The organism is Shewanella sp. LC6, from assembly GCF_006385735.2.
Taxonomy (GTDB): domain Bacteria; phylum Pseudomonadota; class Gammaproteobacteria; order Enterobacterales; family Shewanellaceae; genus Shewanella; species Shewanella xiamenensis.
The window spans coordinates 203251-219588 of the sequence record NZ_CP043903.1; the positions used below are offsets into that span (position 1 = coordinate 203251).

15 protein-coding genes and 3 pseudogenes are annotated in these 16338 nt (G+C 44.3%); 10 read left to right on the top strand and 8 right to left on the bottom strand.

Annotated features, from left to right (window positions below):
- Positions 1–153 precede the first annotated feature (153 nt).
- Complete coding sequence (locus tag FJD32_RS23485; RefSeq protein ID WP_140906636.1) at positions 154–396, top strand: hypothetical protein; 243 nt, start codon at positions 154–156, stop codon at positions 394–396.
- A 108-nt stretch (positions 397–504) separates the two neighbouring features.
- On the opposite strand, the gene FJD32_RS23490 is transcribed toward FJD32_RS23485, so the two are convergent.
- Positions 505–1713 carry an IS4-like element IS10A family transposase gene (locus FJD32_RS23490; RefSeq protein ID WP_001206290.1) on the bottom strand — a complete coding sequence of 403 codons (1209 nt, stop codon included), beginning with the start codon at positions 1711–1713 and terminating at the stop codon, positions 505–507.
- 361 nt (positions 1714–2074) lie between these two features.
- On the bottom strand, positions 2075–2284 hold the full coding sequence (locus FJD32_RS23495; protein WP_181159814.1) for an antitoxin Xre/MbcA/ParS toxin-binding domain-containing protein: 210 nt from the start codon (positions 2282–2284) through the stop codon (positions 2075–2077).
- Between the two features lie 453 nt (positions 2285–2737).
- Between FJD32_RS23495 and FJD32_RS23500 the strand changes: the two genes are divergently transcribed.
- Positions 2738–3097, top strand: a complete 360-nt coding sequence (locus tag FJD32_RS23500; RefSeq protein WP_140906932.1) for a hypothetical protein — start codon at positions 2738–2740, stop codon at positions 3095–3097.
- Between the two features lie 28 nt (positions 3098–3125).
- On the top strand, positions 3126–3566 hold the full coding sequence (locus FJD32_RS23505) for a hypothetical protein (RefSeq protein WP_140906933.1): 441 nt from the start codon (positions 3126–3128) through the stop codon (positions 3564–3566).
- A gap of 244 nt (positions 3567–3810) precedes the next feature.
- On the opposite strand, the pseudogene FJD32_RS23510 reads toward FJD32_RS23505, so the two are convergent.
- A pseudogene (locus tag FJD32_RS23510) lies at positions 3811–4791 on the bottom strand (IS5 family transposase).
- 65 nt (positions 4792–4856) lie between these two features.
- Between FJD32_RS23510 and FJD32_RS23515 the strand changes: the two are divergent.
- Positions 4857–4979, top strand: a pseudogene (locus FJD32_RS23515) (IS5/IS1182 family transposase); the annotation flags it as partial.
- Positions 4980–5353: 374 nt separating this feature from the next.
- Here the strand turns inward: FJD32_RS23515 and umuC are convergent.
- Positions 5354–6631 carry a translesion error-prone DNA polymerase V subunit UmuC gene (gene umuC / locus FJD32_RS23520; protein ID WP_140906934.1) on the bottom strand — a complete coding sequence of 426 codons (1278 nt, stop codon included), beginning with the start codon at positions 6629–6631 and terminating at the stop codon, positions 5354–5356.
- Positions 6628–7059, bottom strand: coding sequence for a translesion error-prone DNA polymerase V autoproteolytic subunit (gene umuD, locus FJD32_RS23525; RefSeq protein WP_140906935.1), 432 nt, complete (start codon positions 7057–7059; stop codon positions 6628–6630). The genes umuC and umuD overlap by 4 nt, the downstream gene beginning before the upstream one ends.
- A 92-nt stretch (positions 7060–7151) precedes the next feature.
- On the opposite strand from umuD, the pseudogene FJD32_RS23530 reads away from it, so the two are divergent.
- Positions 7152–7868: pseudogene (locus tag FJD32_RS23530) on the top strand (IS481 family transposase); the annotation flags it as partial.
- 22 nt (positions 7869–7890) lie between these two features.
- On the opposite strand, the gene FJD32_RS23535 reads toward FJD32_RS23530, so the two are convergent.
- The 3 genes from FJD32_RS23535 to FJD32_RS23545 form a co-directional block, all read right to left on the bottom strand.
- Positions 7891–9396 (bottom strand): IS66 family transposase, encoded by a 1506-nt coding sequence (locus FJD32_RS23535; RefSeq protein WP_140906936.1) that lies wholly within the window; start codon positions 9394–9396, stop codon positions 7891–7893.
- Between the two features lie 93 nt (positions 9397–9489).
- On the bottom strand, positions 9490–10437 hold the full coding sequence (locus FJD32_RS23540) for an IS30 family transposase (RefSeq protein ID WP_055647838.1): 948 nt from the start codon (positions 10435–10437) through the stop codon (positions 9490–9492).
- Positions 10438–10608: 171 nt separating this feature from the next.
- Positions 10609–11451 carry a phosphoadenosine phosphosulfate reductase family protein gene (locus FJD32_RS23545; RefSeq protein ID WP_240200037.1) on the bottom strand — a complete coding sequence of 281 codons (843 nt, stop codon included), beginning with the start codon at positions 11449–11451 and terminating at the stop codon, positions 10609–10611.
- A 163-nt stretch (positions 11452–11614) separates the two neighbouring features.
- On the opposite strand from FJD32_RS23545, the gene FJD32_RS23550 reads away from it, so the two are divergent.
- The 5 genes from FJD32_RS23550 (at position 11615) to FJD32_RS23570 (ending at position 16333) form a co-directional block, all read left to right on the top strand.
- Positions 11615–12754 (top strand): DGQHR domain-containing protein, encoded by a 1140-nt coding sequence (locus tag FJD32_RS23550; protein WP_140906937.1) that lies wholly within the window; start codon positions 11615–11617, stop codon positions 12752–12754.
- Positions 12751–13041, top strand: a complete 291-nt coding sequence (locus FJD32_RS23555) for a hypothetical protein (RefSeq protein WP_140906938.1) — start codon at positions 12751–12753, stop codon at positions 13039–13041. The genes FJD32_RS23550 and FJD32_RS23555 overlap by 4 nt, the downstream gene beginning before the upstream one ends.
- Before the next feature lie 77 nt (positions 13042–13118).
- Entirely contained in the window at positions 13119–13322 is a 204-nt protein-coding gene (locus FJD32_RS23560) for a hypothetical protein (RefSeq protein ID WP_140906939.1), read from the top strand.
- Positions 13323–13437: 115 nt separating this feature from the next.
- Positions 13438–14637, top strand: a complete 1200-nt coding sequence (locus FJD32_RS23565; protein ID WP_140906940.1) for a site-specific integrase — start codon at positions 13438–13440, stop codon at positions 14635–14637.
- A complete protein-coding gene (locus tag FJD32_RS23570) occupies positions 14630–16333 on the top strand; it encodes a hypothetical protein (RefSeq protein ID WP_140906941.1) in 1704 nt (567 codons plus the stop codon). The genes FJD32_RS23565 and FJD32_RS23570 overlap by 8 nt, the downstream gene beginning before the upstream one ends.
- The last annotated feature ends 5 nt before the right edge of the window (positions 16334–16338 follow it).

Below are 16338 nucleotides of genomic sequence, written 5' to 3' on the forward strand. Positions count from 1 at the left end.
ACTTTCTAAATTTCATTTTCTGGTTTCATAACGAAGAATTTTGAGGATTATCTGAAAAAAGCGAAGGAATAATTCGGCCGTATACGATATTCATTTTTTTATAAATCGGTAACATTTGAAATTAATGCACAACCTATAAATAGGGATCTCAAAATGAAATGTCAGACTGATAATACAATAAATATTAATCTTTCAGAGATCGAAAAAATTCCAAATATTGAAGATCTTCTATCAACTTATGACTTGCTGGGTAAAGAAACACAGGGAGTACCCGATAGTGTTGCCGCTGTGCTAGCAAGAGCGGAACAGGTTGGAAGTATTAATATCAGACTTCCTGATACATCGGTATCAATTGCATCTATCATGGATACCTACAAGAATTTATCTGAAAAGTAACATTTAAAAAATGCTAAAAGATATGGGTTATCATTTCTTTAATCTAGATGTGTTAGCTACTACGATAATATTTTCGCGACATACCCAGCTATGTCCTGAAGGATCCCCTCATAAATCAGCCATAGCATAGCCATATTTGAGCAACTGATTGGCGAATAATACCCAGGCCGCCAGCAATTCTTTCTCCGTGATTTGATAATCAGGCCGCCTGAGTACCTCCAATCCCAAGCGAATCGTTGAGAGTACCGTTCGATGCCCAATGGTATTGGCCTGAAAATGCTTATCCCAGCCCTGTTGCTGTGCGTGTAAACCAACTAGCCACAACAGGCATTGAACCATCAACGCTATCAGTAGGATGATGTCGAATCGCTCTGGACTGTTGGTACGACTTTGGCGTAAGCCAAAGCCGTATGCCGGGCTTTTGAGGTCACGAAAGGTTTCCTCTATTTGCATACGTTTGGCGTACAGGTTTACCAGCTGCTTTGGGCTCCGAGATTCTGGTGGTAAATTGCTGGCTAACACCCAAGGCTCTTTCGCCGATGTTGAGTACGTTTTTGCCGATGGATGGTGGCAATTAGTCCTCGTTGAACGCTGATTTGTACGCCCCTTAGGTTTGCTACGATAAAGCGTGAGATGGCAATTGATAGGGTTAGTTTTGGTCAAGGTCTTACAACCCAGGCTCTTCGCTTGACCGTTGGCCAAGTCATGTGTACTGCGAACTGCACGCCAATTTTCAGCGCCAATATCTGCAAATTGAACTGTACCGCGAATACGGCTTAGCCAAAACCAACCATGCGCCTCAACCTCTTTGTACCAAGGCACTTTGAACCCCGCGTCAGTCACGATGAGAGGGGTAACATGCAAAGGTAAAATCTTGGCTAAGTCCGCTAAAAAACCGTTGTGGGAGGCCTTAGAGCATTGTTCTGATAGGGGATAGGACTTCTCATACAGGGTAATAGAGCGGCCATTGAAGGCTATTGAGGCGCGCAGAGCCATGATGCGTTTATGCTCTCGGATGTCTGACCAATCGACGAGCACAATCGGCATAGGGTTACCAGAACAGATGAGGCTGGCATGCCATTGGTAGACAGCTAACCGTTCTTGATGCAGATGCGTGTTGCCGAGCAAACGATCAATGCGCTTGATGTTGTGCTTGGTTCGGGCCGTGGTTGGTAAATTTCGACCTAACTCAGTCAAGGTCAGTGTCTTACATTCAATCAGTGCCTTAGAGGCCAGCATCAAGCTGTTTAATCGTTTTAGGTGAAGTTCTGGGCAGTATTGGTGTAAAGAATGTTGTAGGATATTGGCTTCGCGCATCTTGTTGTCCAAGTGTAGTTTTTGGAGAAACCATTTGATCATGCAACAAGATGCGCTTCCACCCTAATTTGATGATTTATTTGTAAATCATCAGGGGATTCTTCAGAGCTATGTCCGACTCATACCCCGCCGAAATACGTGGCCTAATTTCTAGACCTCGAAGCTGCCACTAATGTCCTCATTAATTCAGTTAAAGCTGGAGGAAAGCGCATTGGGGCATGTAGATCGGTGGTGACTTTCCATATCAAATTTTTTTGAGAACCATGTCTTAAAAATGAATGTCCGCTATAAATGTGTATCGGACATTCGGTTTTTGCACAAATTTGCCGGGCCATCGTCTGCTATTCGCTCTTAGCTGACTTTAAGCCATATCCCCAAACTTCATTTCTTGCAGCACCTGAAAAAGCTCGGCACGTTTATCGTCTGTTGCAAGCATACTACGAGGATACTGTCCGCCTAGCCTAGGAATAGGCGTATCAAGCCACTCATTTATCTTGGCGGTGTCATTGTCAAAGAAGGCATTTAGCTCCTGCTCGAGCTGTGCTTTTGAACAAGCTTGATTATGCTGCATTTGCATACCTTTTCCACGTTTGGCAGATGGGTTGTTTTAAAGCATAAATCCGGGTGGCCTTTTTATCCCGCTCACAGGTGTGCGTTTATATAATAGTTTGATAATTCTTAATAATGTTTGATCATTTATATAATAGTTTGATATTTTTTGGCTCTTTTGGTGAATGTGCGGATTAAGAGTTAGCACATTTTTGCCCCATTCCTTAATTCGTATGACTTAACTAGCTCTGCTTAGTACTGGCCTGTTGGCTAAATTTTAGTAATGCAAAAAGTGTCTACGATATCAGTGGCGATTCAGTTTTGGCATAGTAGTTGACTAATTAGATTGTGAGTGATTTCGATCTGATCACTAGCTACAGATTTAGTTCCCGAATTCAGAAAAAAAGATGTTGACAATTTTAATTTCATCTCTTAATTTCTTATCGATGGATATTATTAATAAATGGATTTTAAAATGAAAAAACTACCTCTTGCTATATTAGGCACTGCAGCCTTATCTATTCCAGTAAAAGCCATTGCACATGATTCAGATGGCTTATATGGCACACCAGATAGCTTGTCTGAACAGCCTCCAAAAATTGAAGAAAGCAGCCTTATAAGGCTACCTATAAATACAGAGCAAAACTTAGCAATTAGTAATCATATTCAGCGTATGTATTCAGATCCAGAATATGCTCAAGATTACATTTATAATAAAGAGGAAATTCTTAAGGAGATGGGGATATCTTTATCAGAAATAGATACCAACCCAAGTGTTAAAAACGTGCTTATGAAATACCATGCTAATGAGTTCATGTCTAAACGTATATCCTAGAAAAACTTGTTATAAAGGAGAGTTGTTCATGCGTTACTTAAATAATCAAATAGGGTATCCTTTTTTTATAATTTATTTCGTTACTTTGGCATCAGTTTTTGCGATTAACAAGTTCGGTATGCAAGAATTTAAAGGCGAAAACGACTTTATAATTTTAATAGTTATATTAAGTATTGTTCTTTTAATGACCTTCAAGTTAAGAGTGAGTGTTGAAGATAAACAACTAACTTTAAGTTACGGAGTTGGTCTATTTAAAAAGAGGTTTGATCTTTCAAATGTTAACAAAGTGACTATGGTAAAAAATAAGTGGTACTGTGGTTGGGGAGTACGAATTTCATCTGAAGGAACTATATACAATATATCAGGCTTCCAAGGAGTTAAAATTGACTTTCGCTCAGGTGTTTCAATCGTAGTTGGAACTAATAAGCCGCTGGAATTATATCAAACGCTTAAAGAGTTAACCTCCTAATGTCGGTTGGATTGGCTTTGTTGCTTAAATCGATGAAACTAAATCAATAAGCTACGATCTGATCGGCTACACCCATTAATCGTCGTAGCCTCATGCCTAAGGAACCTGCGATTAAGTCAGTACGCTGCGGTTTAAATTCACCGAAGTTTCTTCCTCTACTTTTTCCGCACCGATTTTCCCGTCTTGGGCAAAAAAACAGCAGTTTTATCCCACTTTTAGCCAGTTTTCTGGCTTCTACCCGATTTTAGGTAGTCTTCGGCTCATAGCGTAACATCTGGTCCACTCTGACGATGTTGGCCAACGCAAATAACATCGCCAGATGATTATCGTTTTTCACCAAGCCTTTATAGCGAGCTTTCACAAAGCCAAATTGGCACTTAATGATGCGGAATGGATGTTCTACCTTAGCTCTAATGCTAGCCTTCAACTACTCAGTTCTGATGAGCACTTTATTGAGACGTGGATGTTGCTTGAGGGTTCTGACTTTGCCCGGACGTTCTGCTATCAGCCAATCGACCTTCTTATCTGCAAGTACCTTGCGCTTTTCTGCGCCTTGATAACCGGCATCGGCTGACACAAATTGTTCTTCACCGTGTAGCAAGTTTTCCAGCTGATTTAAATCGTGCTCGTTCGCTGACGTGGTCACCAAGCTGTGGGTTAAGCCACTTTTGGCGTCGACGCCGATATGTGCCTTCATCCCAAAGTGCCATTGGTTGCCTTTCTTGGTTTGGTGCATATCGCCGTCACGTTGGTTTTGCTTATTTTTAGTTGAGCTCGGCGCTTCGATAATCGTTGCATCAACTAACGTGCCTTGCGTCATCATGACACCGCATTCACTGAGCCATTGGTTTATGGTGCTGAGTATCTTACGGGCCAGCTTATGCTGCTCCAACAGATGGCGAAAATTCATGATGGTCGTGCGGTCAGGCATGGCGCTATCTAAGGATAGATGTGCAAACAAGCGCATTGATGCAATTTCATAGAGCGCATCTTCCATGGCACCATCACTTAGGTTGTACCAGTGCTGCATGCAGTGGATACGCACCATGGTTTCCAATGGATAAGGACGGCGGCCATTGCCAGCTTTAGGGTAAACAGGTTCGATAACAGCAAGGAGTTTTGCCCAAGGAAGAATCGCATCCATCCGAGACAGGAAGATTTCCTTACGGGTCTGACGGCGTTTACTGGAGAATTCGCTATCGGCAAATGTGAGTTGATGTTCCATGAGCTGACCTGTTCCTTGGCAAACTGGATGAGTACATGATCTCATATCAGGGACTTATTCGCATCATCCCTAAACCTCGTTACAAAACAACCAACTGGACGCAGTACAACAAAGCCTTAATAAACCGTGGTTCTTTAACCTTTTGGATTGATGAAGAAGCGATAGCCGAGTGGAAGCAAAACAAACAAGGCGGGCTGGCGCAATTGAGAGTTTCTACTGTTATGGACAGCAAGCTGTGAGGTGGTGCCATACTTTGGGTAATCCGAAATGACAAAATTAGAGCAAAGGGTCTATCACGTTTATGTCCAAAAGTGAGTTTGAAAATGATCAAACTTAATTATGAGAAACTGAAATTCGTCCTCAGATAAATTATCAAACAATAGCGGTATTACCGTTCATGACACCCATAATTTTTATCAAACTTTATTATGGTCGTACAACAGGCTGGGGGAACGTTGCTCCGGCATCACTACTCCAGTTTCCTGGTCCCGGTCTGTAATGACAATTTAATTATAAGTTTAAATGAGCATGGCTTCACAGCTGTATTTAACTTTGTGCTGCTTTACTTCGCGACCGGTAAATCATGCCAGTTGGTTGTGTATGCCGGCGATAGCAGCTCACGCTTCATGCTCCAGTCCTGTTTGGTACCTTGGCTGGCAAACCAAATGGTCTTGCCATGTTTGGCGTTTAAATTATCTATCAGCTGCATTAGCTGCTGGTCTGATTCTTTTTTAATGAGCGGCTCATCAAAAAGCCCGGGTTTATATACGCCCGGGTCGTAAAAGTCTGACAACATCACGCCGGCTTTGGCGTAGCGGTATCCTTCCAGCCAAAGGCCGTCTAAAAGCCGCATTGCTTTGGCAAGGAAAACCCGGGTATCGCTAGTTGGGCTATCAAGTTCGACGCTTTTACTGGCGCTGTAAGGTGCGTCTTTATCGCTGAATGGGCTGGTACGTAGAAACACGGTTAAGTATTTTGCTTCCTGCTGCTCCTGGCGAAGCTTTTTACAGGCCCGGCTTATGTATTCACTGATGGCTTCGCGCATTTGCTGCTTATCGGTGATGCGTTCATCAAAAGCCCGGCTGCTGATAATCTGCTTTTTTGTCGGCGTTATTTCTTCCAATGCGATACACGACTCGCCATTGAGCTCGCGCAAGGTACGCTCTACCACAACCGAAAAATGTTGTCGGATAAATTTCGGGTCAGCATCGGCCAGCTGTAGCGCAGTGTCGATACCTAACTGCTGCAGACGTTTTGTCAGCTTACCGCCAATACCCCAAACTTCATCCACAGGTAGCAAAGCCAGCAGCTTTCGCTGTCGCTCTTTACTGGTTAAATCGACAACACCAGCGGTTTTCGGCCAGGTTTTGGCGGCATGGTTCGCTAGTTTTGCCAGGGTTTTAGTGGGTGCTATGCCGACACATACTGTTATGCCGGTATACTTTTGCACTCGCTGCCTCACCGCTAAACCAAACTCCGTCAGGTTTTGGCTGAAATCTACCCCGGTCAAATCAAGAAAGGACTCGTCGATAGAATACACTTCAACCCGGGGCGCCATGCTTTCCAAGGTGTTCATCACCCGCTGCGACATATCTGCATAAAGGGCGTAGTTAGATGAGAAGGCCACTACGCCCTGCTTTTGCATCAGCTCGCGCACCTGAAATACCGGTACGCCCATTTTAATGCCTAGCTTTTTAGCTTCTCTCGAGCGAGCGACAACACATCCATCGTTGTTAGACAGCACAACAACAGGTGTATCAGCCAAGTCTGGACGGAACAGCTTTTCGCAGCTGGCGTAAAAGTTATTGCAGTCTACCAAGGCGAAGATAGGTTGGCTCATTTGCGTTTCATTTGCCGGATAACGTTAGTCACCACGCCAAAAATGCTTAGCTCTTCGCCATTACGCGGCCGTATCGGTTTGTAGGCCGGATTGCGTGGCAGTAAAGCCAGTGAAGGGCGCGTGCAAAACTCTTTAACCGTAAACTCACCACCAACAGCAGCAACCACGATATCGCCATGCTCGGCATCAATAGAGCGGTCTACCACTAAAACATCGCCGTCATAAATGCCGGCTTCAATCATGGAGTCGCCCTCTACACGAACAAAGAAGGTCGCATTAGGGTGGCGGATACACAGTTCATTTAAATCGAGTGTGCGCTCGACATAGTCTTGCGCAGGTGAAGGAAACCCGGCTTTTACCGGGTCGCCATATAGCGGGATCTTACGTTTTGGCCAAACACTGGCATCACCAAGGTATACTGCTGACATACGAACCCCATAACTGTATATAAACACAGTATATCATCCAGGTATAAATTGCCAATCACGACAGACCAAATTAAGAGTGAGCCTGCAAAGTCATGGGTGTGTCTCGTGATACGTTTTATCGCTACCGTGAATTAGTAGACGATGGCGGTGTTGACGCGCTGATCGAAAAAAGCCGTAGAAGTCCAAATATCAAGAACCGTGTCGAAGAAGCTGTTGAACAGGCAGTGATGGATTACGCGATTGAATTTCCGGCCCATGGCCAGCACAGAACCAGCAATGAACTGCGCAAGAAAGGCGTATTTGTGTCTGGTAGTGGCGTCCGCTCAATCTGGTTGCGACATGATTTAGAGAACTTTAAAAAGCGCTTGAAAGCCTTGGAAGCCAAAGTTGCTCGTGATGGTATTGAGCTGACCGATGAACAGATTGCGGCACTTGAGCGCAAAAAACACGACGATGAAGCCTGTGGTGAGATTGAAACCGCGCATCCTGGCTATCTGGGGTCGCAAGACACGTTTTATGTCGGAAACCTTAAGGGCGTGGGGCGTATATACCAGCAAACCTATGTTGATACTTACAGCAAAGTCGCGCACTGCAAGCTCTACACCACGAAAACGCCGATCACCGCAGCAGACTTACTGAACGACAAAGTACTGCCGTTTTACGAGTCACACCAGTTGCCTGTGCTTCGCATTTTAACTGACCGTGGTACGGAGTATTGCGGTAAGGTCGAACACCATGATTATCAGCTTTATCTGGCGATTAACGATATCGACCACACGAAGACCAAAGCAATGTCACCGCAAACCAACGTATCCGTCCGGCGATCTACACCTAGCCTAATTTTGCATTCCAGGGCAGCAGATGTTCGACACTGTCTGACTTGAGGGATAGCTGCTCAAGGCAATGCATCAGGTAGTCGAAAGGCACCAGCCCATTGGCCTTGGCGGTTTCTATCATGCTGTACAGCATGGCGCTGGCGGCCGCACCCTTGGCGGTATTGGCAAACAGCCAGTTCTTGCGCCCGACGACGAACGGCTTTATCGCCCGCTCGGCGCGATTGTTGTCGATACTCAGCTGCCCGTCTTCAAGATAGCGGGTGAGATTGGGCCATTGATTCAGGCAGTAGCCGATGGCCTTTCCCAGACTGCTCTTGGGTGGCACATGCTGTTGGGATTTTTCCAGCCAGCGATGCAACTCATCGAGTAACGGCCGACTGTGCAATTGCCTTTGCTGTCTGCGCACCTCGGCACTGCTGTCCTTATTCAGGGTTTCGATGCGGTAGAGTTTTTGGATATGATTCAGTGCCCAGTTTGCCTTGCCGGTTTTGCCTTTGGGCTGGGCGATTTCCGCCTCTTTGAATTTGCGCCGTGCGTGGGCCCAGCAACCGACGAGGGTTGCTGCAGTTTGGCCGTAACCGGCGTAGCCATCGACTTGTAGGTAGCCATCATATCCATTCAAGAAATCCACGGCACATTGTCCGGCGCGACTGGCTTGGTAGTCGTAGAGCACGATATTGGGGATCGCCAGCGGAGTGGGCCTGTCGCTGCCGCTGGCATACAGCCACATATAACAGATGGCTTTATCTTCCTTGAGCACATTGAGCGTGGTTTCATCGGCTTGGATGACCGGTTGTAGCAGTAAAACGGTATGCAATTTATCGTACAGCGGTTGCAGCAGTTCAGCGCATTTGAGCATCCAGTCGGCCATGGTTTGGCGGCTCAGCTCGATACCATATTGGGCGAACAGGCTCTCCTGGCGATACAAAGGCAAGCCATATTGGTACTTGCTGGTGATGATTTGGCTGAGCAGTGAGGCGGTGGCCATGCTCTTGGGGATGGGGCTTGGGGGCACGGGGGCTATGCTAATTTGCACCTCAGTGCCGTGCTTGTCACAGGTGCGGCAGCTGTATTTGAGCCGCACCCGCTCTATGACTCTCACCCGGGCAGGAATAAATTCGAGCTGCTCGCTCTTCTCTTTCCCCATTTGATGCAACTCACCGCCACAGCAGGCGCAGATTTTCTCGGCATCGCTGATGTCATGGATAACCACTTCCCGGGGCAACTCGGCCGGAAGTGGTTTACGCACCGGCTTGTTACGGTGCTTGAGTGCTTGCGCCTCATCCGCAGGCTGAGCTTCGGGCTCGAGGGCTTCTGCCTCGACTTCCACCTCATTAAACAGCTCGCCCTGTCCGGGATGACTCTCGGCGCTTTGGCCAAACTGCTTTTGCTGGGCCAGACGAAATCTTTCTTCCAACAGCAGCAGTTTCCGCTGCTGTTGCAGAATAATTTGTTTGAGTAACACCGGATCATCCGGCAGATTATCATGACTGAATTGCATGCGGGCATTATCGATGAATTCATCGCTAACCGCTTGTGTTTATTTAGATTAATTGGTCCCGAATTCAACTGCGAAGTGCGACACTCGCCAATATCAAGCAGCCAATACCATTTCTTTAAAGACAATCGCTGGTTGCTTGAAATCTAAACACTTTTTCGGTCGATAATTTATCCGCGATAAAGCGAATTCAATATCACTGTCTGTTACCGTTGTTAGGTCGGTTCCTTTCTTCACATATTGCCTTAAAAGACCGTTAGCATTCTCATTGGCTCCACGCTCCCAAGAACTATAAGGGTGGGCAAAGTAAACATCAGCCTCCAACTCCTTTGCGATGGTTTCATGGCCTGCAAACTCTCTCCCGTTATCTGCCGTGATGGTATGGACATGCTCCTTGTAAGGCATGAGTAGTTCTATGGTTGCTCTAGTGACATCATCCGCTGACTTGGATGGCACTTTCTTCACCAAGTAAAATCGTGTTTTACGCTCTAAAATAGTCACCATCGCCCCCGTGCCGTGCTTGCCTAATACGGTGTCGATTTCCCAATCACCAAATCGCTCCTTACTGTCAACGATGCTTGGCCTATCATCGATAGAAACCGCATTTTTGATCGCTGGTGCTTTCTCTTTTTTACCGCGACGATACCGCTTGTGACCTTGCCTCAAGTGGCGATATAACTTGCCACCCGAGCGTTTATCCTGCGCAACAAATCGGTAGATCCACTCATAGCTGACAGCGGCACCGACTTTAGTTAATACACTGGAAATCTGCTCTGGACTCCAATCCGCTTCTAAAAGGAGGCGGATAAAATCAACACGCTCCTGAGGTATTCTGTATTTACGCGCTAATGTGCGTTTTTTGAGTGATAACACCTGAGCTTCGTTTGGGCAATAATGACTGCCCTTGCTGCCACGTTTAAGCTCCCGATATACCGTGGAGCGATGGCACTGAACGGTTTTAGCAATCTCAGAAACTGAAATCCCCCGTTCCAAAAGAGCAGAAATCTGGTATCTTCTGCCTTCGGTCAACTGCTGATAATTCATGGTAGTACTGCTTGTTTCTTTGGCGAGAAGAGCGTACCACTTTTAGCAGTTGGCTTCCTCTTCTACACCTTTCCATGAATGTCGCACTTATTATCTGAAATCGGGGGCAAAAAAAAGGATTCCCACAGGAATCCACCCACAGGAATCCATTAATTTGTCTAGGCTCATTCTTTACGTTTCTTTTGGTGGAGAGTAATTGCCGTAAAGCTCTAACAGAAGACCGAAGTTAGTCAGGTAAGTATCGATGACGATACCTGGGACTCGTTTAATGGGATTGCTACCGGCTATCCGAAGCAGGTCAAATACCTGTTCAGTTTCCCAGTGTTTAATCGGCGCCAGCTTATACATTTTGGAGCCAGCGGCTTCTACCTGTGCCATATCAGCCAGAATTGAGCCTGCCGTAATCAAGCTAAGCCCCTGCTTCTTCATGTTGCCTGCGCGGTGATGACTTTCGGCAATGCGACTGCCTACACAGCTAACCAGTTTGTAGCAGCTGCATTCACTGTACTTTTTAATCGCTTGCTTAATGTAGCGCTCGGACGGGTCTACTTTGAGAATAATGCTGCAATCTTGGTGACGTGTAACCGAAGGCACCAGTTTTTGCCCCCCAGTATACTTGATAAAATACTGGTCATTGATTGGCGGCTGAATAATGTCGTAGCAGAGATTAATCCCAATTTGCTTTCCAAACTCCAGTAATCGCTTACGGACATAATGGACGTACATTTTAAGCGCGATGGCTTCAGCCCCCGTATCCACGGTGACGACGAGTAAAGGTCTCGATGGCTCGACTAAGCCAGCCTGAATGGATTGGCGATAGGATTCGACTGCCATTAACACCACGACTGAACTGTCTTTCCCTGAGAGCCCACAATGCAACACCACCGGCTCACTTTCAATGAGTGTGCGAAGCGCAGAAACACCTTGGTTGAATTGCTCATAGACTACTTTTAAATTTTCTTGGTCTTGTGCATCGAACTGGAAAATGTCTACGAGCTGTTGAGGGTTGTTCATTGTGAATGTCGCCTTGATCAGAGATGACTAGATGATCTCGCACATCGCAATTCACGCAAATTTCCGCTTTAAAGCCCCAGAAATAACCCATTCAATCAGCAAAATTTGCCAGATCTCGGGTTCGTGAAATCATGTCTCTATCAATTTCGATGGAGCTAAACCGATGGCCACAACAGAACATCAATCAACACTTTTGCCACTGACACTTTTCAAGGCTAAAGAAGGCCTAAGCAATAAAGCCGGAGTCACGATATACGAAGGCGTGATTACTTTCGAAGAGCTCGCCAAGCACTTTCCCGTAGAGGCCAACAGTGACGTTTTAAGCGAGCAACTGAAACGCCAGCGCGATGTGGACTCAGGTCGTGTTAACGCCCTAAAGCGGTACTGGCAGGAAACCGACGCGGCAGTATTCCCGAATATGACTTTCTTCTGTAATGAGTTGACCGTCTTAGAAGAAATGAAGATAGGTAATCGGTCCGTGGTCACTGCGGAGCTTCCTGCAACGGCTGACAGATTTATTGCTGACGGCCAAGGCCGAACCACTTTTATTAAATGGCTGTTAGCACAATACAAAGATCATTTTAATGATTTCACCGTCAGCTTTAAGCTCATTCATATCGATGACATCTCACTATCAACACCGTTTGCGTCGAAGTTAATTAGACAGTTATTCAGTGATTACCATGTATCCCTCAAGAAACCAAACCAATCGATTTCGAATCACTTTAACAATCGCACTCCGTTTGCCAGTCTTTTGAATGAACTGCTTGAATTGAATATTGGTAACGGCAAAATTCTTAAAGACCGTATTGGTCTTCACGGTAAAATAAATCGCGGAACAATGTGGAAATTTGACCAACTAAAATCGATGATTCTAAAGTTTATCGGTGTTACTGCTTCGACGGCAGACAAATATCTAATAGATCAGGAGCAATACGAACTGTCGCTGAATCTGTGCCAAGAATTTCTCCGGGAGGCAATTTCGCAAATCCCAACCGACATGCTCGATGGCCAGGACTTTAAGACACAACACGATGCAGCAATGTTTACCAAAGTGGTGTTCACAAACGGCTTAGGATTACTTGGAAGGTCTATTTTCGACTCAATTGTAAGCGGTTCAACTGTATCATTTGAGGCCCTTAAAAATATTAACTTACCGATTGACGACAAGGGTGATAAGTTTTGGCTTAAAAACAACGTCACGACAGCTGATCACAAGATTGTCCGAGGAAGCGATAAGCGCATTGGGTCTCTCATGTGTCAACACCTTAAGGTTTTCCCTACTTTAGAGCTAATGGCATGATCATCGACCTGAAAGATTATCGCTGTCCAAATGCGCAAGTGGCACTAACAAGAGTGCTTGAAGCATTTGAAATCTGCAGCACCAACGAGCTAACAATCATTACAATTGAGCCATCTCTAGAGCGAGCACTGGTTCATAGGATTGAACACATGAGCTATTCGATGTTGATAACCCAGGCAACATCGCGAGATATCACAGATGAGATTGTGACCTCTTGGGGTGTGGATGTTGACGAAGATGATATTTCAGATGTTGATCAACAACATACACTTGTTGTTACTAAGTAAAGAACGGTTTAGATGTATTTTAGGGTATAAATTTTTTCAATTGGTTGCTAATCAATAATCAGCGCGGTATATAAATAATGGCTAATCCTGAGTGGGTATCTGATTGCTTTGGTATCGTCCCGCACTTCCGTGGTGGTCGCTGGGTCGTTGTATACGGCGATAATGATTTGTGGGCTTATAACGGCATTTATCGCAACCGTAGGCGTGCCAAAAAAGAGATCACCCATTACATCAACAAAGGCTTGTTCAGGATGCGCCGAAGCGCACTGGCCAAACGATAACGGGAAATTGTAGTACTATGTAGATCTTTTTATGGAAAACTAAACTGTAGATATTTCCCTTCTGGAAAAATTCAATTACCCTCACTAAGAACTTAGTCTTTGTGAGGGTATTTTCATGGTGTTAGTTATAAACTCCACTGCTCTTGAGGTACCACGAATTTTTCCTCAGAGAGATGAGATTCGCCCCATAAAGCTGAAGGGGTTTCCGACATTTTATAACTCGAAATACGAATACATAATGCCAATCAACTTATGGATGAATCACTTGGCAAATGGGCGTAATGCCAAAGACTTAAACTCGGCAGTAAGAGCGTTAAAGCGGTATTGGAAATTCTTAGAACGAGAGCAACTTGAATGGGATATTTTCCCAAAATCTAAGTACTTAAAACCTACATATCGTTTTAGAAATGATGATTTAGTGATGGCAGCTCGCGCAGGGGAAATTCAATTCTCCACAGCTTCGCTTTATATGCTTCATGTAATTAACTTTTATGAGTGGTGTATTGCAAATCGCCTTCTTGAATCTTCCACTGATAGTAAGCCTTTCGAATATGAATTAATTCGAATAAGGAACCAAGGCATGCTAAATCATTTGCGTCCTCACTACTTAGTAACCAGCACAGACCTTCGCATTAAAATCCCCAAAAAGTCAGATATTCAGTCGTTAAATCCTCTGACAAGGGAAGATCTTCAACTTTTTAGCTCAGAGCTATCCCTGTTTGGAATTGAATTCATTATTCACCAATTGTTACAGATCCATTCAGGACTACGGATTGAGGAAGCATGTACTTTTCCCTTATCCATTGCGCAGGATGAACTTGCAATGCACTCATATACAGAAGTATCTATCGGCCCTGTAAATGGGGTATCTACAAAATTTGGCAAACAACGAAAAATTGAAATCCCAGCAAAACTTTCAGCTTTGATAAATGCTTATGCCAATTCCAACAGGCGAAAGGAAAGGCTTAGAGGACAACAGATTGACTATTTGCTCGTATCAAAAAACGGCACCAAATTCAGTTCAAATAACGTTCATCAGTCGTTTCGTAGGTTAAGACAGGCTATTCGTGAAAAGCATGGCATTCCATTCAAGCATAAGAGCCATGATTTAAGAGCCACATACTGTACCTATAGATTATCGTCACTCTTAGAGCACGGGCTTCAAAAAAATGCGGTGCTGCAAATGATGGCGTGGATGGGGCACAACAATGAATCGACAACATGGCAATATGTCGATTTTCTTGAAAGAGAGCAAACAGTAAAAAATGCAACAAGCCTACTCGATAGAATTCTTGAAGAGGCTATCTATGACTAATCCTGCGGACGCAAAGGACTTAATATTAACATTAAAAACTGGAATAGCTCGCTTTGAAAAATTTGATTTTAACCGCTTTAGGTATTTTGGATCCCCTAAAAAGAAAGAAATGCACACTGCAGTTTACGCGGATAGAGACCAACAGGTCTACCGTTGGTATAACGCCATATCAAATACTCACGATCTGAGAGATAAAACAAAATTTGGGTATGCTGTCGATTTAGCAATATACCTAAATTTTGTGGACTCAAAGCGGTTAGATCCCGAATCAGGGCTCGCCGCACACGCGTGGGAGCAATACCTAGTAGAAAAAGTGCGCTTAGGCACTATTGGAGTAAATACAGCTCGAAAACTCAATAGCTCAATCAAGTGTCTACTGAAGCTTTTAGACCTTCCAGTAGATGAATGGTTTTCTACATATGGACTATTTAGAAAAGAAGATAACCCAACAGAGTCATACTCAGATCATGAACTAAAAAAATTACTGAGAACGATACATCCAATTTTCAATCAATTAATCAAGCAAATTACCCTTAGTCCAGAAAAACACCTACATGCTAACCCTAGAGATTATACTGCATTGATCGTTCTAAATGGCAGAAAAGTTGATGTTACAGGAGCAATAACAAGATGCTTTTCAATGGGATATTTTTTGATGTCGTACTTTACTTGGGGAAATACGACCACTCTGCTCAGTATGAAAAAATTTAACGATGGTAACATCAGTCAAAAATTAGTGTATTCGCAAAGCGTTTTAAAATCTAGAGCTAACAAATATGTAACCATTTCGATAGGTGAGAATAATGAGCAGCATGTTCCTAAGTATGCTCTCAACTTTATTCAAAAGTTACTCACACTTAGCAAAATAGTCTCAGCAGATAACACTCACCTATTTTACCAAGTGAGCAGAGGAAGAATTCAGCCATTAGAGCCACAGCATTTAAACGATGCCGCAAATTGGTTATTAAAGAACTTCCCATTGATTGATGATTACGGCAAACCACTTAAGCCAATGACAAGAAAATTCAGGGCCTCAGGAAGCAGTAGATATCTAGCTCTGACTGGTGATGTAATTGGGACATCCTCCCTCCTTGGTAATACTCCCACAACCCTAGCTCGACACTACACCATAGGCAATTCCATCGATAATAAACAGCAATTACAAGCTGCCGTATATACACTTGAAGCTGCGACAAAGTGTTCTGATATATCCGAATCAAAAAACTATGCAAAACGTCAGTTAGAAGTCGAGGTTCTTCCCTATGAAGAGTTTCTGAGAAAATATGAATGCTTTAATAAAAAACCACAATCCACAGTTATAGGCTCTGGATGTAAAGATCCCCTAGGGGATGAAGCTGAACTGTACCGCAGAAAAATGAATTTCAGTCCCAAAGACCTAGAAGTTGATCACTTAGCTTGCTCTGATATTCTCAAGTGTTTTAGTTGCCAAAATCAAGTCATCATCGAAGAAGTTGATGATATTTGGTGCTTAATGAGTTTCAAGCAAGTCATAGAAGACTCCCTATCTGACCACGTAAACAGCAATCAATTTAATAGGAACTTTAGAGACCTCATCGAAAAGATTGATTTTGCAATCCATCGAATCGATCCAATGATCCGACGAAAATCTGCTCTGAAGCTTAGCAGAGAAGGACGACACCCTCTTTGGCCAGAAGGTATTAACTATTATTTCTAGGAATG